Source organism: Streptococcus sp. GMD1S (assembly GCF_000296875.1).
Lineage (GTDB): Bacteria > Bacillota > Bacilli > Lactobacillales > Streptococcaceae > Streptococcus.
In genome coordinates, this window is record NZ_AJQY01000018.1 from 1 (window position 1) to 20579 (window position 20579).

A 20579-nucleotide genomic window follows, 5' to 3' on the forward strand; every position below is an offset into this window, starting at 1 on the left:
CCAGAATATAAAAATCAAACCAGCGAGGAGACTCGTCTGGAACTAGAACGTAAAAAACAAGAAATGTTAGCCCGATTAGAAGAAGGAGGAGACTAGATGGAAAGTGTGGGTGATGTTATCAAACGTCAGACAAGTCGTTTTCAGTATCAGGACCTAGTCCAGCAGATTATGAAAGACCCAGATGTGGCGGCTTTTATCCAGAAAGAATCCCTCAGCCCAGAGGAGTTGAATCGTAGCATCTCCAAGTTCAACCAATATATCACAGAACGGGATAAGTTTCTTCGTGGGGATGCTGACTATATAGCGCGTGGCTACAAGCCTATCTTGGTCATGAATCACGGCTATGCAGATGTATCTTATGAAGAAACACCCGAACTAATCGCGGCTGAAAAAGAGGCGGCAATCAAGAATCGTCTCAAGTTGATCAATCTACCAGCAAGTCTCAAGAAAGCGAAATTGGCTCAGATTGACCTAGATGACTTAGGACGTTTGCCTATTTTTGAGAGACTCTATGCCTTTGTTGACCTTTACCCAAGTATCCGAAAAGGCCTCTATCTTTACGGAGACTTTGGTGTCGGAAAGAGCTTCATGATGGCAGCCCTGGCTCACGACTTATCTGAAAAACGTGGTGCTTCAACAACCATTCTCCACTATCCAAGTTTTGTCATTGATGTGAAAAATGCCATCGGTGAAGGATCTGTGAAGACCCTGGTGGATGACATCAAGTTAGCAGAAGTCTTGATCTTGGATGATATTGGTGCAGAGCAATCTACCCCTTGGGTGCGTGATGAGATTCTCCAAGTTATTCTCCAGTATCGCATGCAGGAAGATTTGCCAACCTTCTTTACTTCCAACTTTAATTTCCAAGATTTGGAAAAACATTTTGCTAAAGGAAAGAATGGAAATGATGAGACTTGGGAAGCTAGACGGGTCATGGAACGGATTCGTTATTTAGCAGAGGAAACAAGACTAGAAGGAGAAAATCGCCGATGACAGAAACCATTAAACTGATGAAAGCTCATACTTCAGTTCGTCGCTTTAAGGAGCAAGAGATTTCTCAAGAACACTTAAATGAAATCTTGACTGCTACTCAAATGGCGTCATCTTGGAAAAATTTCCAATCTTACTCTGTGATTCTTGTACGCAGTCAAGAGAAGAAAGATGCTTTATATGAATTGGTTCCTCAGGAAGCTATTCGCCAGTCAGCAGCCTTTTTGCTTTTTGTCGGTGACTTGAACCGAGCTGAAAAGGGAGCAAGCCTTCATACGGACACTTTCCAACCTCAAGGGGTAGAAGGTCTCCTTATCACGTCTGTGGACGCTGCGCTTGCAGGGCAAAATACCTTGCTTGCGGCTGAGAGTCTGGGATATGGTGGTGTGATTATCGGTTTGGTCCGTTACAAGTCAGAAGAAGTGGCAGAGCTTTTTAACTTGCCTGACTATACCTATCCCGTTTTTGGGATTGCCCTTGGCGTGCCAAATCAACAACATGATGTCAAACCAAGACTGCCTTTGAACCAAGTGGTATTTGAAGAAGAATACCAAGAACAGCCAGTAGCAGCGATTTTGGACTATGACAAAGTACAGGCAGACTATGCTGGTGCGCGTGCGACAACCTCTTGGAGTCAGCGTTTGGCAGAGCAGTTTGGTCAAGCCGAACCTCGTTCAACTCGGAAGAATCTAGAACAGAAAAAGTTATTGTAGAAAGTGAGAAAACATGGCCTTACCAACTATTGCCATTGTGGGACGTCCCAATGTTGGGAAATCAACCCTATTTAATCGGATCGCTGGTGAGCGGATCTCAATCGTAGAAGATGTCGAGGGTGTGACACGTGACCGTATCTATGCAACGGGTGAGTGGCTCAATCGTTCCTTTAGTATGATTGATACGGGAGGGATTGACGATGTCGATGCTCCCTTCATGGAACAAATCAAGCACCAGGCAGAAATCGCTATGGAAGAAGCGGATGTCATCGTTTTTGTGGTGTCTGGTAAAGAAGGGATTACAGATGCGGACGAGTACGTAGCTCGCAAACTCTATAAAACCCATAAACCTGTTATCCTTGCCGTTAACAAGGTTGACAACCCAGAAATGCGAAATGATATTTTTGATTTCTATGCGCTAGGATTGGGCGAACCGCTGCCAATTTCGTCTGTCCACGGTATCGGTACGGGTGATGTGCTGGATGCCATTGTGGAAAATCTACCACACGAAGTTGAAGAAGAAAATCCAGACGTGATTAAATTTAGCTTGATTGGCCGTCCTAACGTTGGAAAATCAAGTTTGATTAACGCTATTTTGGGAGAAGACCGCGTGATTGCTAGTCCAGTAGCTGGAACAACGCGCGATGCCATTGATACTCATTTTACAGATACGGATGGACAAGAGTTTACCATGATTGATACAGCTGGTATGCGTAAGTCTGGTAAAGTCTATGAAAATACGGAGAAATATTCTGTCATGCGAGCCATGCGAGCCATTGACCGTTCTGATGTGGTCTTGATGGTCCTCAATGCAGAAGAAGGTATTCGCGAGTACGACAAGCGTATCGCAGGTTTTGCCCACGAAGCCGGTAAAGGGATGATCATCGTTGTCAATAAGTGGGATACTCTTGAGAAAGACAACCACACCATGAAAAAATGGGAAGAGGATATTCGTGAGCAGTTCCAATATTTGCCTTATGCACCGATTGTCTTTGTATCAGCTTTGACCAAGCAACGTCTCCATAAACTGCCTGAGATGATTAAGCAAATCAGTGAAAGCCAAAACACCCGTATTCCTTCAGCAGTTTTGAACGATGTGATTATGGATGCCATTGCCATCAATCCAACACCGACAGACAAAGGGAAACGCCTCAAGATTTTCTACGCTACCCAAGTGGCAACCAAGCCACCAACCTTTGTCATCTTTGTCAATGAAGAAGAACTCATGCACTTCTCTTACTTGCGTTTCTTAGAAAATCAAATCCGCAAGGCCTTTGCCTTTGAGGGAACACCGATTCACTTGATTGCAAGAAAACGCAAGTAACCCTTGCTTGTTTTTCTACAAAAATAAACTAAAAGAAGACTTCATAGTCTTCTTTTTTCTATACTAAAAGGGGAGAAAAGAACCTGCCAAATTGGAGGAGAATCTGTCATCAAATTTCAATCATTTTCCTAGTTTTTGTAATCTATTTGTAATGAAAATGCACTTTTTTTGTAAAAATCAAAATGCTATAATTCCTTAAATCAATTTTCCTTTATCAGGGAGGTTATTATGAAAAAAAGCAGATTATTTAAACATAGTTTGTTGGTTCGCTTGCTTGGGTTGCTAATGATCTTTCTCTTCTTGTCAGCATTCACAGCACCTGAAAAACCTGAGTACGGAATTTATGACCCGGATCATTATTTAACGGATGAGACTATAAGTCAGATTCGGGAATTGAATAATGTCAATAGTAAAAAATCAGAAAAATTCCAGATGGGTGTTTACGTTGTGAAAAGCCTAGATGGAGAAACAATCGAGACTGTAGCCAATGAAACAGCTAGGGCTTGGAAGATTGGCTACTCGGGAGATAATCACGGTGTCTTGATTGTGGTAGCAGTCCAAGATAGAAAATCACGGATTGAAACCAGTAATAATGTGGCCAGTAAGATCACTGACTATCAGACTCACAGGTTCTTGACAACAGCACGTCCTTACTTTAAAAATGGTGACTATAACAAGGGTGTTCTCTCAATAGTCAATAATCTCAACTACATGTTCTATAGTGGATCGAGTACGACTGCTTCAAGTTCTAAAAGTAGTTACGACTATACTACCAACTCTAGTCGCTTAAGGGAACTTGAAAGGTATGCTGGTGAGAGTAGTTCTTCGAGACGTCATCGAAAAAGCAGTTCGAGCGACGGAGTTATCGTATTTGGAGTTCTCATTTACTTCATCGTGATGATTATCGGATTTCTATTTGGTGGTCGTGGTTCACGTGGAGATGATTCTGGCGGTGGCTGGTGGGGCAGTGACTCATCAGACTCAGGTTCCTCTTGGTCTGATTCAGGTTCTTCTTGGTCTGACTCAGGCTCCGACTCATCTGGAGGCTGGGACGGCGGTGGCTTTGATGGTGGCGGTTCGTCTGATGACTGGTGAGTGATCATATATTGCACAAACCGATTTTTCCATACAGTAAGGTGACTCCTTTGCAAGAGTTCACTCCTTAATTAAAAATAAAAACAAAGTTTGGGAAATTGATTTAAAATCTGAGTATTTTCTCAGAAAAGTTGATAAAAGAAAGTGTTAAGGTTTTGATATGAAACAAAATAAAGTAATTCTCTCAATAGTGGCGATCTTTTTTGGACTACTAGTTCTGGGAAGTTGTTCCGCAGTGACGACCTATAATGGTCTGGTTGGTGAACAGACTAAAGTGGAGCAGGCTCAGGCCGATGTTTCGACAGCCCTCCAACGTCGTTCGGACTTGATTGGTAACTTGGTGGAGTCCGTTAAAGGACAAATGAATCATGAAACCGAAGTCTTTACCAAGATTGCGGATGCTAGAGCTAAAATCGGTAGTAGCTCAGTGACATCGGAAGAAAACCAAAAGGCTCAGGGAGAATTGAGCTCTGCTCTTTCCCGCTTGATTTCCTTGACGGAGAATTATCCAGAGCTCAAGAGCAATCAAAATGTTGAGCAACTAATGGTCGAACTTTCAGGCAGTGAAAATCGTATTTTTGTAGCACGCAAGGACTATAATAAGGTTGCAGCTGAGTACAATCAAAAGTTGAGAAGTTTTCCAACCGTGCTTTTTGCGAATATGATGAACTTTAAAGAAGCTGAAACCTTTAAAGAAACAGAAGAAGCCAAGACAGTTCCTAAGGTCGATTTTGGAACATCTTCATCAAGTCAATAAAGTGAATCAGCCTGTGAATAAAGGAATTTCTCTAGTAGGACTAGTGATTTCAAATCCGAACCTGGAAAGCTTTTTCCAGGTTTTTTTGGTATAATAAAAGGGAAGAGACAGTGACTCAAATGGAGGTTTGCTATGGAGAAAACAAAAGCCTTTCTTGAAGCGCACTACAAGAGATATATTCTTACGATTTGCCTTCTCTGGTTCCTCATGTTTTTCCTTCCTTGGGATTGGCAAATAGGAGGAGTTTCAGTATATTATTTCGTTATGAAAAAACTCTTTGTGGTTTTTGGAGTTTTATCCATCCTATACTCCGTGCTGATTAAAAAAATCAGTCTTCTCATCTTTGGCATCATCTTTTGCTTGGCCTTCTGGATCAATCTCTTTTGGTATTTTGGGATATTGCCTATATTCTTGGGAAATTAAACATTAACAAATGAAGGACCAGACTAGCTTCTAGTCCTTTTCTCTTTCTTGTTAAAATAGTTGGAGATATGAAAATAATTTTGTTGACGGACTGTCTGTATGATATAATAAGTCCCGTAAAATGAAGATTAAGGGATTTGAAAAATGGCTAAAAAAGTAAAAGATTATTATGACTTGGCTTATGCTAGGGATTTGAGTCGACGGTTGCAAGAAGCGTCCCCTGCATTTGATGAGCGAAAGTTTAGGTTGTTGGTAGAAAAAGACTTGGAAGAGTTGGAGTTTAGCCAGCGTCAAGAACTCTTGGCTAAAAGTATCAAAGATTGCCTTCCCCTATCTTATGAGGACTCTCTCAAGGTTTTTGAGAAAATTTTGGGTCCCGAGTTGGAGGGTGGTTTAGGTATGTTCTCAGAAGGATATTGGCTTTGGCCAATCGGAAAATATGTAGAGCTATATGGGGACAAGGAATTTGAATTGAGCGCGGCCTTTAGTAAGGAACTAACCAAGCGATTTACTGGAGAATTTTCTATGAGACCTTTGCTGGCTCGCTATCCTAAGGCTACAATGGCTTTGCTGTTAGAATGGAGTCGGGATGAAAATTTGCGCGTTCGTAGACTTGCCAGCGAATGTATGCGTATCCGTCTGCCTTGGGCTAAGAAACAAACCGTGGTATTGGATTATTTTGAGGATTTCACCACTATTCTGACCAATCTAAAGGATGATAGAGACAAGTCCATTCAAAAAAGTGTAGCTAATAATTTAAATGATTTATACAAGGAAGATCCTGATAAGTTTGAAAGGATTCTTCAAACTTGGCAAAAGAAGGAGCTAAGTCCAAGTTGTGCTTGGATCATCAAGCATGCATCTCGAACAAAAAACAAAAAGGTAGCCACAGAAGATTGATGCAAAAAAAACTGAATTTCAGCTGGCCTTTTCCGTTGTAAATTAAGGATTCTTTCTTGAAAAATAATGGTAAATATGCTAAAATTAAAAGAACATTCTAAAATATTCAGAATAAAAAGTAAGGAAAATCATGGCTAATATTTTAAAAACGATTATTGAAAATGATAAAGGAGAACTTCGTCGTCTGGAAAAGATGGCTGATAAGGTTCTTAACTATGAGAGCCAAATGGCTGCAATGTCAGACGAAGAACTAAAAGCGAAAACTGACGAATTTAAAGAGCGGTACAATAAGGGTGAATCACTTGATTCATTGCTATATGAGGCTTTTGCAGTAGTTCGTGAAGCTGCAAAACGTGTCCTTGGGCTCTTCCCTTATAAGGTTCAGGTCATGGGTGGGATTGTTCTTCACCATGGTGATGTTCCAGAGATGCGTACGGGTGAAGGGAAGACCTTGACAGCGACTATGCCAGTGTACCTCAATGCCCTTGCAGGTAAAGGGGTTCACGTAGTTACAGTCAACGAATACCTAACAGAACGTGACGCGACTGAAATGGGTGAGTTGTACTCATGGCTCGGTTTGTCAGTAGGGATTAACTTGGCAGCTAAATCTCCAATGGAGAAAAAAGAGGCTTACCTTTGTGATATTACCTACTCAACCAACTCAGAGATTGGTTTCGACTATTTGCGTGATAACATGGTCGTTCGTGCGGAAAACATGGTGCAACGTCCACTCAATTATGCCTTGGTCGATGAGGTTGACTCAATTTTGATCGACGAAGCTCGTACACCATTGATCGTTTCAGGTGCCAACGCAGTTGAAACAAGCCAACTCTACCATATGGCGGACCACTTCGTGAAATCTTTGGACAAGGACGACTATATCATTGACGTTCAGTCTAAGACGATCGGTTTGTCAGATTCTGGTATTGACAAGGCTGAAAGCTACTTCAAACTAGAAAATCTCTACGACATTGAAAATGTAGCTCTTACTCACTTTATCGACAATGCCCTCCGTGCCAACTATATCATGATTCTCGATATCGACTATGTGGTTAGTGAAGAGCAGGAAATCTTGATTGTCGACCAATTTACAGGTCGTACCATGGAAGGTCGTCGTTACTCTGATGGTTTGCACCAAGCGATTGAAGCAAAAGAAGGTGTGCCAATTCAAGACGAGACCAAGACTTCAGCTTCTATTACCTATCAAAACCTCTTCCGTATGTATAAGAAATTGGCAGGTATGACAGGTACTGGTAAAACAGAAGAAGAAGAATTCCGCGAAATTTACAACATTCGTGTTATCCCAATCCCAACCAACCGTCCAATTCAACGTATCGACCACTCAGACCTTCTCTATGCAAGTCTGGATGCGAAATTTAAGGCTGTAGTTGAAGATGTAAAAGCTCGTTACCAAAAAGGTCAGCCGGTCTTGGTAGGTACAGTTGCCGTTGAAACGAGTGATTTCCTCTCCAAGAAATTGGTAGCAGCAGGTGTTCCTCACGAAGTCTTGAATGCGAAGAACCACTACAGAGAAGCGCAAATCATCATGAACGCTGGTCAACGTGGCGCGGTTACTATCGCAACCAACATGGCTGGTCGTGGTACCGACATTAAACTTGGTGAAGGGGTTCGTGAGCTTGGTGGACTTTGTGTTATCGGTACAGAGCGTCACGAAAGTCGCCGTATTGATAATCAGCTTCGTGGACGTTCAGGACGTCAAGGAGACCCAGGTGAGTCACAATTCTACTTGTCTCTTGAAGATGATTTGATGAAACGTTTCGGTTCTGAACGTTTGAAAGGTGTCTTTGAACGACTCAACATGTCTGACGAAGCCATCGAATCTCGCATGTTAACGCGTCAAGTTGAAGCAGCTCAAAAACGTGTCGAAGGAAACAACTACGACACTCGTAAACAAGTCCTTCAATACGATGATGTTATGCGTGAACAACGTGAAATCATCTATGCACAACGTTATGATGTTATTACTGCAGATCGTGACTTGGCACCAGAAATCCATGCTATGATCCGTCGTACCATTGGACGTATCGTGGATGCACATGCTCGTTCGAAAGAAGATGAAAAATTGGAAGCAATCTTGAACTTTGCTAAGTATAACTTGCTTCCAGAAGATTCAATTAGCCGTTCAGACCTTGCAGGTTTGTCGGACCAAGCTATCAAAGATGAACTTTTCCAACGTGCCTTGAAAGTCTATGACAGCCAAGTTGCTAAGCTTCGTGACGAAGATGCAGTGAAAGAATTCCAAAAAGTCTTGATTCTACGTGTTGTAGACAACAAGTGGACAGACCATATCGATGCTCTTGACCAGTTGCGAAATGCTGTTGGTCTTCGTGGATATGCCCAAAACAACCCTGTTGTAGAATATCAAGCAGAAGGTTTCCGCATGTTTAACGACATGATTGGATCGATTGAATTCGATGTGACCCGCTTGATGATGAAAGCACAAATCCATGAACAAGAACGTCCGCAAACTGAACACAATATCAGTACAACTGCGACTCGTAATATCGCAGCGCAGCAGGCAAGCCTTCCAGAAGATTTGGACTTGAGCCAAATCGGACGGAACGACCAATGCCCATGTGGATCAGGTAAGAAATTCAAGAACTGTCATGGTAAGAGACAATAATATGAGATAAGATACAGGCGGATACCTGGTAAAAATCATTTTTTGCTTGGTGTCCGTTTGCTTTATAAGGAGATGAATCATGGTATTTAAAGCTAAAAGTCCTAAAATTAACATTGAAGAAGTTCGCGCCTTGTCTAAATTAGAGGGAGCGGCTCTTGCGAGAAAAAATCAACGTGATCAGGAATTGGAAGCCATCATCCGTGGGGAAGACCAGCGTATTCTCTTGGTGATTGGACCATGTTCATCTGATAACGAAGAGGCGGTTCTTGAGTATGCCAAGCGTCTATCTGCTTTGCAAGAAGAGGTCAAAGACCGTATTTTTATGGTCATGCGTGTCTATACAGCTAAACCTCGTACCAATGGAGATGGCTATAAGGGCTTGATTCATCAACCAAATGCGACAGAAGCTCCTAGCTTGATCAATGGGATCAAGGCTGTTCGTCAGCTACACTACCGTGTGATTACCGAAACGGGTATGACAACAGCGGATGAGATGCTTTATCCTGAAAATCTTCCGCTGGTGGATGATTTGATTTCTTATATGGCTGTTGGAGCTCGTTCTGTAGAGGATCAACAGCACCGTTTTGTAGCGAGTGGAGCAGACTTTTCAACAGGATTTAAAAATCCAACATCTGGAAATCTCAATGTCATGTTTAACGGGATTTACGCAGCGCAAAATAAACAGAGTTTCCTTTTCCTCGGTAAAGAGGTGGAAACAACGGGAAATCCATTGTCCCACGCCATTCTTCGCGGTGCCTTGAACGAATACGGGAAAAATATTCCCAACTACTACTATGACAATTTGATGGATACCATTGATCAGTATGAAAAGATGGGCTTGGAAAATCCCTTTATTATCATCGATACCAATCATGACAATTCAGGCAAGCAATATATGGATCAAATCCGTATCGTTCGTCAGACCTTGATTAACCGTGACTGGAATGAGAAAATCAAAAAATATGTTCGTGGTTTTATGATTGAGTCCTATCTAGAAGATGGACGTCAAAATGAGCCAGAAGTTTTTGGGAAGTCCATTACAGATCCGTGTCTCGGATGGGACAACACAGAAGCACTTGTTCGCGAAATTTACCAAACGCTAGGAGAGTAAGATGGCATTTATCGAAAAAGGTCAAGAAATTGATATTGAAGCAATCAAGGCTGCGACCCAGTTGTCACCTGAAGCCTTGCGAAAGAAAGAAGCCCGCGATAGAGAGTTAGCAGCTATCATCTCGGGTGAGGACGACCGCATCCTTTTGGTGATGGGGCCTTGCTCTTCTGACAATGAAGAAGCAGTTCTCGAATACGCTCGTCGCTTAGCAGACTTGCAGAAAAAAGTTGCGGATAAAATCTTTATCGTGATGCGTGTCTATACGGCTAAACCTCGTACCAATGGAGATGGCTATAAGGGAATGATTCATCAACCAAATACCAGCGAAGCGCCTAGTCTCATCAATGGTTTGCAGGCTGTTCGTCAGCTACACTACCGTGTGATTACGGAGACGGGCTTGACGACAGCTGATGAGATGCTTTATCCGTCAAATCTCGTTTTGGTTGATGATCTGGTCAGCTACCATGCTGTAGGGGCTCGTTCAGTGGAAGACCAGGAACACCGCTTTGTAGCCTCTGGGATTGATGCTCCGGTTGGGATGAAAAATCCAACATCTGGAAATCTTGGGGTCATGTTTAATGCCATCTATGCGGCTCAAAACAAGCAAACCTTCCTTTACCATGGCCAAGAAGTGGAAACTTCAGGAAATCCTTTGGCCCACGTTATCCTTCGTGGTGCCATGAACGAATATGGTAAAAATGAACCCAATTTCTACTATGAAACCCTCTTAAATGCCATCAATCGCTATGAGACTATGGGACTTGAAAATCCCTTCATTATCATCGATACCAATCATGACAATTCAGGCAAGCAGTATATGGAACAAATTCGCATTGTTCGTCAAGCCTTGCTGAATCGTGACTGGAATGAAAAGATTAAAAAGACGGTTCGAGGCTTTATGATCGAATCTTACCTAGCAGACGGTCGCCAAAATCAACCAGAGGTCTTTGGTTACTCCATAACTGACCCTTGTCTAGGTTGGGAAAATACAGTAGCCTTGGTAGAAGAAATTTATACTACCTTAACAAAATAAGTGAAAAGGATGGAGTTGGGGGAATCTCAGCTCCTTTTATGAGTATGATAGTTGGACACGGAATTGACATCGAAGAATTGGCTTCGATAGAAAACGCAGTTACACGACGTGAGGGCTTTGCTAAGCGCGTGCTGACCCCTAAAGAAATGGAGCGTTTTACCAGTCTCAAAGGGCGCAGACAGATCGAATACTTGGCAGGCCGCTGGTCGGCTAAGGAGGCCTTTTCCAAGGCTATGGGGACAGGAATTGGCAAGCTGACCTTTCAGGATTTGGAAGTTTTGAACAATGAACGAGGAGCTCCCTATTTTAGTCAGGCACCATTTTCAGGAAAAATTTGGCTGTCAATCAGCCATACAGATCAGTTTGTGACAGCCAGTGTCATTTTGGAGGAAAATCATGAAAGCTAGTCCACATAGACCAACCAAGGCTCTGATATTTCTGGGAGCTATTCGACAAAATATTCAGCAAATGGGGGCTCATATCCCTGAAAGAACGCTCAAGTGGGCAGTGGTCAAGGCCAATGCTTATGGTCATGGAGCTGTTGCCGTTGCGATGGCGATTCAGGATGATGTTGATGGATTTTGTGTTTCCAATATTGATGAAGCTATTGAACTTCGTCAGGCTGGACTCAGCAAGAAAATCCTCATTCTAGGTGTATCTGAGTTAGAAGCTATTGGCCTAGCTAAAGAATACGACATCACCTTGACAGTGGCTGGACTGGAGTGGATTCAAGCTCTCTTAGCTAGGGAGACAGATTTATCTGGCTTAACGGTTCACCTCAAGATTGACTCAGGGATGGGACGAATTGGTTTTCGAGAAGCCAGCGAGGCTGAGCAGGCTCAAGCCTTGCTCCAACAACACGGTGCTCGCGTTGAGGGGATTTTTACCCACTTTGCTACTGCAGATGAAGAATCAGATGCCTATTTTAATACCCAGTTAGAACGATTTAAAGCTATTTTGGCAAGTATGAAGGAAGTCCCAGAGCTGGTTCATGCCAGCAACTCGGCAACGACCCTCTGGCATGCAGAGACTATTTTCAATGCAGTCCGTATGGGAGATTCCATGTATGGTCTCAATCCAAGTGGAGAGGTTCTGAACTTGCCTTATGATTTGACACCAGCCTTGACCTTGGAATCTGCTCTGGTTCATGTCAAGACAGTTTCAGCTGGAGCTTGCATGGGATATGGAGCAACTTATCAAGCGGATAGCGAGCAAGTCATCGCGACGGTGCCAATCGGCTATGCGGATGGTTGGACACGAGACATGCAGAATTTCACTGTCTTGGTAGATGGTCAAGCTTGCCCAATCGTCGGACGAGTATCTATGGACCAAATCACTATTCGGCTGCCTAAGGTTTACCCACTAGGAACAAAAGTAACCCTGATCGGCACAAACGGTGACAAGGAAATCACAGCAACTCAGGTAGCGACCTACCGTGGAACCATTAACTATGAGGTGGTTTGTCTCCTCAGTGACCGCATTCCGAGAGAATATCATTAAACTAAAGAAAGGAGTAGAGCATGAATCTACACCAACCCTTGCATGTCTTGCCTGGTGTGGGACCAAAGTCAGCAGAGAAATACGCCAAACTAGGAATTGAAAACTTGCAAGACCTCTTGCTCTACTTTCCTTTCCGTTATGAAGATTTCAAGACCAAGCAGGTGCTAGAGTTGGAAGATGGCGAAAAGGCTGTTCTGTCTGGTCAGGTAGTGACTCCTGCTAGTGTCCAGTATTATGGTTTCAAGCGCAATCGCCTGCGTTTTAGCCTCAAGCAGGGAGAGGTCGTTTTTGCGGTGAATTTTTTTAACCAGCCCTATCTGGCTGATAAGATAGAGTTGGGTGCAACTCTTGCTGTCTTTGGGAAATGGGACCGTGCCAAGGCCAGTCTGACTGGGATGAAGGTTCTGGCTCAGGTGGAAGATGACCTCCAACCTGTTTATCGTCTGGCTCAGGGAATCAGTCAGGCCAGTCTGGTTAAGGTCATTAAGACAGCTTTTGATCAGGGATTGGACCTCTTGATAGAGGAAAATCTTCCCCAGTCTTTACTGGATAAATACAAACTCATGTCCCGTTGCCAGGCTGTTCGCGCTATGCATTTTCCTAAGGATTTGGCAGAATACAAGCAGGCCATTCGCCGGATCAAGTTTGAGGAACTCTTTTACTTCCAAATGCAATTGCAGACGCTCAAGTCTGAAAATAGAGTTCAGGGAAGCGGTCTGGTTCTGAATTGGTCCCAGGAAAAAGTGACAGCCGTTAAAGAAAATCTGCCTTTCGCCCTGACCCAAGCTCAGGAAAAGAGTCTGCAGGAGATTTTGACCGACATGAAGTCCGACCATCACATGAATCGTCTCCTGCAAGGAGATGTGGGGAGCGGAAAGACGGTGGTTGCTGGCTTGGCTATGTTTGCTGCAGTGACGGCTGGCTATCAGGCAGCTCTCATGGTACCGACAGAAATCCTTGCGGAGCAACACTTTGAGAGTTTACAGAACCTTTTTCCAGACTTGAAACTGGCTCTCTTGACAGGTTCCTTAAAAGCTGTAGAAAAAAGAGAAGTTTTAGAGACCATTGCCAAGGGTGAGGCTGATTTGATTATCGGAACACACGCTCTGATACAGGATGGGGTTGATTATGCTCGTCTTGGTTTGATTATCATCGATGAGCAGCATCGTTTTGGTGTGGGCCAAAGGCGTATTTTACGGGAAAAAGGGGACAATCCTGACGTTCTCATGATGACGGCGACGCCCATTCCACGGACGCTGGCTATCACAGCCTTTGGAGATATGGATGTTTCCATTATTGACCAAATGCCAGCAGGGCGGAAGCCTATTGTGACGCGCTGGATTAAGCATGAGCAACTGGCTCAAGTCTTGACTTGGTTAGAGGGAGAAATTCAAAAAGGTTCGCAAGCCTATGTTATCTCTCCCCTGATTGAAGAATCTGAAGCTCTGGATCTGAAAAATGCCATTGCCTTATCTGAGGAGTTGACGGCTCATTTTGCAGGTAAGGCTGAAGTAGCTCTTCTACATGGTAAGATGAAGAGTGACGAAAAAGACCAGATTATGCAGGAATTCAAAGAGAGAAAAACGGATATTCTGGTTTCGACAACGGTTATTGAGGTTGGGGTCAATGTTCCCAATGCGACAGTTATGATTATCATGGATGCAGACCGGTTCGGTCTCAGTCAGCTTCACCAGCTCAGAGGTCGTGTCGGTCGGGGAGACAAACAGTCCTACGCTGTTCTTGTAGCTAATCCCAAGACGGAGTCTGGGAAGGACCGCATGCGTATCATGACAGAAACTACCAATGGATTTGTCCTTGCGGAGGAAGATTTAAAAATGCGTGGTTCTGGTGAGATTTTTGGAACCAGACAGTCAGGACTTCCAGAGTTTCAAGTGGCGGATATTATCGAAGATTTTCCGATTTTAGAAGAAGCCAGAAAGGTTGCCAGCTACATTAGTTCGATAGAAGGTTGGCAAGAGGATCCAGAATGGCGCATGATTGCTCTCCATCTGGAAAAGCAAGAACATCTAGATTAAGCCTTTTCTAAGAAATCTATAAGCTAGCTTTTAGGTTTGGGTCTTATACTAGAGTCATCAAAAAGAAACGAGGACTCTCACATGACGATTAAAGTAACCTACCAAAAGAAATTCCAAACCGTCAAACTAGAGAAAGGAGCTAGCACCTATTGATACACAGAGAGCGGAAACGCTCTTTTTATTTTTAAAACTACTTTCAGACGATAGGTTTGAGGAAAGAGAATCTAAAATCACTTTCTATTTAGCATTCTTTCTTGCATTGCCTTCCTAGATATGCTAGAGTTATGATAGCGATTACAAAACTAAAGGAGCATGCTATGAAAAATCCAGCTTTGTTAGAAGAAATCAAGACCTATCTAGGACGGGATGAAGTTCCAGAAGATTTTGATGCTTTCTGGGATGAGGAAGTCAAAAAAGTATCCACACTTCCAGCCTACCAGTTGGAGGAAAGGGATTTTAACATTCCTCAAGTCAAGTGTTATGAACTGACCTTTGAAGGAAGCAATGAAGGCAAGGTCTATGCACGCGTCGTCCTGCCAAAGACTGAGGAGAAAGTTCCGCTAATCTTCCACTTTCATGGTTATATGGGACGTGGCTGGGACTGGGCCGACATGCTGGCCTATACTGTGGCTGGTTACGGTGTTGTTTCCATGGATGTGCGGGGCCAGTCGGGCTATTCGCAAGACGGCTTGCGCTCTCCACTAGGAAATACGGTGAAGGGGCATATCATCCGTGGTGCTGTGGAAGGTCGGGAACATCTCTTTTATAAGGATGTCTATCTGGATATTTACCAGTTGATCGAAATTGTTGCTAGTCTGCCACAGGTGGATGAGAAGCGACTTTCTAGTTATGGTGCCTCACAAGGAGGGGCTTTAGCTTTGGTTGCAGCAGCTCTCAATCCTCGGATTCAGAAAACAGTGGCCATCTATCCTTTCTTGTCAGACTTTAGACGAGTGCTTGAGATTGGCAATACCAGTGAAGCCTATGATGAACTCTTCCGTTATTTCAAGTTCCACGATCCCTTCCATGAAACAGAGGAGGAAATCATGGCGACCCTTGCCTATATCGATGTGAAAAATCTTGCCCATCGTATTCAAGGTGAGGTCAAGATGATTACGGGCTTGGATGACGATGTTTGCTATCCTATTACCCAGTTTGCGATTTACAACCGCCTAACTTGCGACAAGGCCTATCGCATCATGCCAGAGTATGCTCACGAAGCCATGAATGTTTTTGTCAATGACCAAGTCTACAACTGGCTCTGTGGTAGTGAAATTCCTTTTAAATATGTGAAGTGATGAATGAGAGCCCAGGAGCTCTCTTTTTCATGTCCAAAACTTGAAAGTACTTTTAGAAAATTTAAAATATTAAAATATTCTTAAAAGTAAAATCTATTCTGTAGGAACACAGATGTAAATATAAGACTTTATTGTATAATAAAGGAAAAGTCACTTGTGAAAGGAGGAAAAAGGCTGCTGGGTGCTTAAAGAATTCCTCAGCAGAAAATGGGAGAGGATTGGAAGCTCTCATTAAGTTGGATATTTTCTTGTAAAACTTGTCTCTTGAAGAGACAATAAAAATTTTTAAAGAAAAAAGAAAGCGCTTTATTTTATGAAAAATGAAAGGACAAACATGAATTACAAATATTTAGATCGGAAACAGCGATACGGAATTCGAAAATTTGCAGTTGGGGCGGCATCTGTAGTGATTGGTACAGTGGTATTTGGAGCAAATCCAGTCTTAGCTCAAGAGCAAGCCAATGCAGCAGGGGCCAATACAGAAACTGTCGAACCTGGTCAAGGTTTATCAGAATTGCCAAAAGAAGCGTCCTCGGGAGATCTTGCTCATTTGGATAAGGATTTGGCTGGTAAATTGGCAGCAGCTCAAGACAACGGCGTTGAGGTGGACCAAGACCATTTGAAAAAAAATGAGAGTGCAGAATCAGAAACCCCATCCTCTACCGAAACCCCTGCAGAAGAAGCAAATAAGGAAGAGGAATCAGAGGATCAGGGTGCTATTCCTCGTGACTATTACTCAAGAGATTTAAAAAATGCTAATCCTGTCCTTGAAAAAGAAGATGTTGAAACCAATGCAGCAAATGGTCAGAGAGTTGATTTATCAAGTGAACTAGACAAACTAAAGCAACTAAAAAATGCTACAATTCACATGGAGTTCAAACCAGATGCATCAGCTCCACGCTTTTACAATCTCTTCTCTGTATCCAGTGACACCAAGGAAAATGAGTACTTTACTATGTCGGTCCTTGATAATACAGCTCTTATTGAAGGGCGTGGCGCTAACGGGGAGCAGTTCTATGATAAGTATACAGATGCTCCTTTGAAAGTTCGTCCTGGACAATGGAATTCCATGACCTTTACTGTCGAACAACCAACAGCGGAGTTACCTCATGGTCGAGTTCGTCTCTATGTGAACGGTGTCTTATCTCGAACAAGCCTCAAATCTGGTAACTTTATCAAAGATATGCCAGATGTTAATCAAGTTCAACTTGGAGCAACCAAACGGGCCAATAAAACAGTTTGGGCATCAAACCTACAAGTGCGAAACCTAACTGTTTATGATCGTGCTTTAAGCCCAGATGAAGTTCAGACAAGAAGTCAACTATTTGAAAGAGGTGATTTAGAAAAGAAACTTCCTGAGGGAGCGAAAATCTCAGAGAAAGAAGACGTCTTTGAAGGTGGAATGAACAACCAACCAAATAAAGATGGTATCAAGAGTTATCGTATCCCAGCTCTTCTCAAGACAGATAAAGGAACGCTGATTGCAGGTGCAGATGAACGTCGTCTCCATTCGAGTGACTGGGGTGATATCGGCATGGTCATCAGACGCAGTGAAGATAATGGTAAAACTTGGGGAGATCGAGTAACTATTACCAACCTACGTGACAATCCAAAGGCTTCTGATCCATCAATCGGTTCACCAGTGAATATCGATATGACCCTGACTCAAGATCCTGAAACCAAACGCATTTTTGCCATTTATGACATGTTCCCAGAAGGAAAAGGAATCTTTGGAATGTCTTCGCAAAAAGAAGAAGCCTACAAAGAAATCAATGGTAAAACCTATCAACTCCTCTATCGAGAAGGTGAACAGGAAGCTTATACTATTCGAGAAAATGGTACAGTTTACACTCCAGATGGTAAAGCAACAGACTACCGTGTTGTTGTAGAACCTGTTAAACCGGCCTATAGCGACAAGGGTGATCTATACAAGGGTGACCAGCTACTGGGCAATATCTACTTCACAACAAACAAAACTTCTCCATTTAGAATTGCGAAGGATAGCTACCTATGGATGTCTTACAGCGATGACGACGGGAAGACCTGGTCAGCGCCTCAAGATATTACTCCTATGGTCAAAGCCGATTGGATGAAATTCCTAGGAGTAGGTCCTGGAGTGGGGATTACCCTTCGTACTGGACCACATAAAGGTCGAATCGTCGTTCCTGTCTATACGACCAACCGGGCTAACCACCTCAATGGTTCTCAATCATCTCGAATCATCTACTCAGACGACCATGGTAAGACTTGGCATATGGGTGGTGGTGTCAACGACAATCGTACACTTTATGATGGTACAGTAGTCGATTCAAGTACCATGAGTAATTATTATGCTCAAAATACAGAAGCTTCAGTTGTTCAGTTAAACAATGGGGACCTCAAACTCTTTATGCGTGGGTTGACAGAAGATCTACAGGTTGCAACCAGTCATGATGGTGGTCTAACTTGGGACAATAACGTTGAACGCTACGATGTGCCAGACGTTTATGTTCAAATGGCTGCGACTCACACGGTTCAAAATGGCAAAGAGTATATTCTATTAGCAAATGCAAATGGTCCTGGTCGTAAAAATGGTTATATTCGAGTGGCTCGTGTAGAAGAAGATGGTCAGTTAACTTGGTTGCACCACCATTTGATTCAAGAAGGTGAGTATGCTTATAACTCACTTCAACAAATCGGACCAGATGAATTTGGACTTTTATATGAACACCATGCTCCTGGAGGTGTTCCATACACACTTTCCTTCAAGAAGTTCAACTGGGATTTCTTGACCAAGGAAAGAGTTTCTCCTAAAGAAGCAAAAGTAAAATATGCTATCCAAAAATGGCCAGGCATTATAGCCATGGAGTTCGATTCGGAAGTATTGGTCAACAAGGCTCCGACCCTTCAATTGGCAAATGGCAAGACAGCAACCTTTATGACCCAGTACGATACAAAAACTCTCCTATTCACAATAGACCCAGGGGATATGGGTCAAAGGATTACAGGTCTAGCTGAGGGTGCAATTGAAAGCATGCACAATTTACCAGTTTCTTTAGCTGGCTCTAAACTAAGCGATGGTATTAATGGCAGTGAAGCTGCTATCCATGAGGTTCCAGAGTTCACAGGTGGTGTTAATGCAGAAGAAGCAGCGGTTCATGAAGTTCCGGAGTATACAGGTCCAATGGCAACAGTAGGTGAAGAACCAGCTCCTACAGTAGAAAAAACCGAATTCACTGGTGGAGTCAATGCTGAGGAAGCCCCAGTGGCAGAGATGCCAGAGTACACCGGTCCATTATCAACAGTAGGCGAAGAACCAGCGCCAACGGTTGAAAAGCCTGAATTTACAGGTGGGGTCAACGCTGTTGAGGCAGCAGTCCATGAACTTCCAGAGTTCAAGGGTGGTGTCAATGCAGTTCTAGCAGCCTCAAACGAACTTCCGGAATATAGAGGAGGTGCTAACTTTGTCTTGGCAGCTTCAAATGACCTGCCAGAGTATAAGGGAGGTGTCAATGGCGCTGAGGCAGCAGTCCATGAAGTGCCAGAGTACAAGGGAGACACCAATCTAGTATTAGTAGCTGCAGACAACAAACTGTCTCTAGGCCAAGATGTGACCTATCAAGCGCCAGCCGCTAAACAAGATGAACTTCCAAATACAGGAAGCAAGGAAACAAGCTCACTGATTTCCCTTGGTCTTGCAGGTGTTCTTTTATCCTTGTTTGCATTTGGCAAGAAGAGAAAAGAATAATAAGTAAAAGCTATTTGACTAGGTATCGGAAGAGATAGCAGGTTTTTCAGCCTGCTATCTTTCTTTATTAAATTTAGGTTGATTCGAAATCATAAGAGGTCTGAAACTACTTTCAGGATAGTCTGTTCTATAAAATAGTTTTGAAACTGAAATCTATTCTACTACAAGCTATTGAAAGCGCTTAACAAATGATATATAATAAGCCCATAAGAACAAGAAAGGGAGGAAAGGGGATGCCACAGATCAGCAAAGAAGCCTTGATTGAACAGATCAAAGATGGAATCATTGTCTCTTGCCAGGCACTTCCTCACGAACCGCTTTATACAGAAGCGGGAGGAGTCATTCCCTTGCTAGTCAAAGCGGCTGAGCAAGGTGGAGCAGTCGGTATCCGAGCAAACAGTGTTCGTGATATCAAGGAGATTAAGGAGGTTACGAAACTCCCGATTATCGGGATCATCAAACGTGACTATCCGCCACAGGAGCCATTCATTACAGCGACTATGAAAGAAGTTGATGAGTTGGCTGAACTAGACATTGAGGTCATTGCTCTGGATTGCACCAAACGTGAACGTTACGACGGTTTGGAAATTCAAGACTTTATCCGACAAGTCAAAGAAAAGTATCCACATCAACTCTTAATGGCTGATACCAGTACTTTTGAAGAGGGTATAGCAGCAGTTGAAGCCGGAATTGATTTTGTTGGAACAACCCTATCAGGTTACACCTCTTATAGTCCGAAAGTGGATGGTCCAGACTTTGAACTGATCAAAAAACTGTGTGAAGCAGGTGTGGATGTCATCGCTGAAGGGAAAATTCATACACCAGAACAAGCTAAGCAAATCCTTGAGTATGGGGTGCGAGGTATCGTTGTTGGTGGAGCTATTACTAGACCAAAAGAGATTACGGAACGCTTTGTTGCCGGTCTTAAATAACACAATCTCAAAAAAGAGGAGAGTGGTCGATGCGTCGGAGAAAATGAAAACGTATACAAATATAAAGAACTCATTATCCAATATGGATACGCTTAT

General features: G+C 43.1%; 16 protein-coding genes and 1 pseudogene. All 17 read left to right on the forward strand.

The features are described 5' to 3' along the window. Window positions 1–96: pseudogene (locus tag GMD1S_RS12695) on the forward strand (DnaD domain protein); the annotation flags it as partial. Beyond that, a complete protein-coding gene (gene dnaI, locus GMD1S_RS03875) occupies window positions 97–993 on the forward strand; it encodes a primosomal protein DnaI (RefSeq protein WP_000446483.1) in 897 nt (298 codons plus the stop codon). Then, entirely contained in the window at window positions 990–1703 is a 714-nt protein-coding gene (locus GMD1S_RS03880; RefSeq protein ID WP_000140859.1) for an NADPH-dependent oxidoreductase, read from the forward strand. The genes dnaI and GMD1S_RS03880 overlap by 4 nt, the downstream gene beginning before the upstream one ends. A gap of 13 nt (window positions 1704–1716) precedes the next feature. Further along, window positions 1717–3027 (forward strand): ribosome biogenesis GTPase Der, encoded by a 1311-nt coding sequence (gene der / locus GMD1S_RS03885; protein ID WP_001207687.1) that lies wholly within the window; start codon window positions 1717–1719, stop codon window positions 3025–3027. Window positions 3028–3255: 228 nt separating this feature from the next. Further along, window positions 3256–4122 carry a TPM domain-containing protein gene (locus tag GMD1S_RS03890; protein ID WP_000749678.1) on the forward strand — a complete coding sequence of 289 codons (867 nt, stop codon included), beginning with the start codon at window positions 3256–3258 and terminating at the stop codon, window positions 4120–4122. A 160-nt stretch (window positions 4123–4282) separates the two neighbouring features. Continuing rightward, the gene (locus GMD1S_RS03895; protein ID WP_000812473.1) at window positions 4283–4879 is read left to right on the forward strand and encodes a LemA family protein; all 597 of its coding nucleotides are present in this window, start codon (window positions 4283–4285) and stop codon (window positions 4877–4879) included. Between the two features lie 132 nt (window positions 4880–5011). Further along, entirely contained in the window at window positions 5012–5302 is a 291-nt protein-coding gene (locus tag GMD1S_RS12545) for a hypothetical protein (protein WP_000415957.1), read from the forward strand. A 144-nt stretch (window positions 5303–5446) separates the two neighbouring features. Beyond that, complete coding sequence (locus GMD1S_RS03905) at window positions 5447–6202, forward strand: DNA alkylation repair protein (RefSeq protein WP_001085879.1); 756 nt, start codon at window positions 5447–5449, stop codon at window positions 6200–6202. 130 nt (window positions 6203–6332) lie between these two features. Then, window positions 6333–8846, forward strand: a complete 2514-nt coding sequence (gene secA / locus GMD1S_RS03910) for a preprotein translocase subunit SecA (RefSeq protein WP_001284115.1) — start codon at window positions 6333–6335, stop codon at window positions 8844–8846. Between the two features lie 79 nt (window positions 8847–8925). After that, window positions 8926–9957 (forward strand): 3-deoxy-7-phosphoheptulonate synthase, encoded by a 1032-nt coding sequence (locus tag GMD1S_RS03915; RefSeq protein WP_000231307.1) that lies wholly within the window; start codon window positions 8926–8928, stop codon window positions 9955–9957. A 1-nt stretch (window position 9958) separates the two neighbouring features. After that, window positions 9959–10990 (forward strand): 3-deoxy-7-phosphoheptulonate synthase, encoded by a 1032-nt coding sequence (locus GMD1S_RS03920; protein ID WP_000864029.1) that lies wholly within the window; start codon window positions 9959–9961, stop codon window positions 10988–10990. Window positions 10991–11034: 44 nt separating this feature from the next. After that, window positions 11035–11397, forward strand: coding sequence for a holo-ACP synthase (acpS, locus tag GMD1S_RS03925; RefSeq protein WP_008278293.1), 363 nt, complete (start codon window positions 11035–11037; stop codon window positions 11395–11397). Beyond that, entirely contained in the window at window positions 11387–12490 is a 1104-nt protein-coding gene (gene alr / locus GMD1S_RS03930) for an alanine racemase (protein ID WP_000648053.1), read from the forward strand. Before acpS ends, alr begins: the two co-directional genes overlap by 11 nt. 20 nt (window positions 12491–12510) lie before the next feature. Continuing rightward, entirely contained in the window at window positions 12511–14526 is a 2016-nt protein-coding gene (recG, locus tag GMD1S_RS03935; RefSeq protein WP_001048744.1) for an ATP-dependent DNA helicase RecG, read from the forward strand. Window positions 14527–14843: 317 nt separating this feature from the next. Beyond that, a complete protein-coding gene (locus tag GMD1S_RS03940; protein WP_000795105.1) occupies window positions 14844–15824 on the forward strand; it encodes an acetylxylan esterase in 981 nt (326 codons plus the stop codon). A 334-nt stretch (window positions 15825–16158) separates the two neighbouring features. Continuing rightward, window positions 16159–19551, forward strand: coding sequence for an SIALI-17 repeat-containing surface protein (locus tag GMD1S_RS03945; protein WP_044135610.1), 3393 nt, complete (start codon window positions 16159–16161; stop codon window positions 19549–19551). A 233-nt stretch (window positions 19552–19784) separates the two neighbouring features. Beyond that, a complete protein-coding gene (locus GMD1S_RS03950; RefSeq protein WP_001135645.1) occupies window positions 19785–20483 on the forward strand; it encodes an N-acetylmannosamine-6-phosphate 2-epimerase in 699 nt (232 codons plus the stop codon). Window positions 20484–20579: the final 96 nt, after the last annotated feature.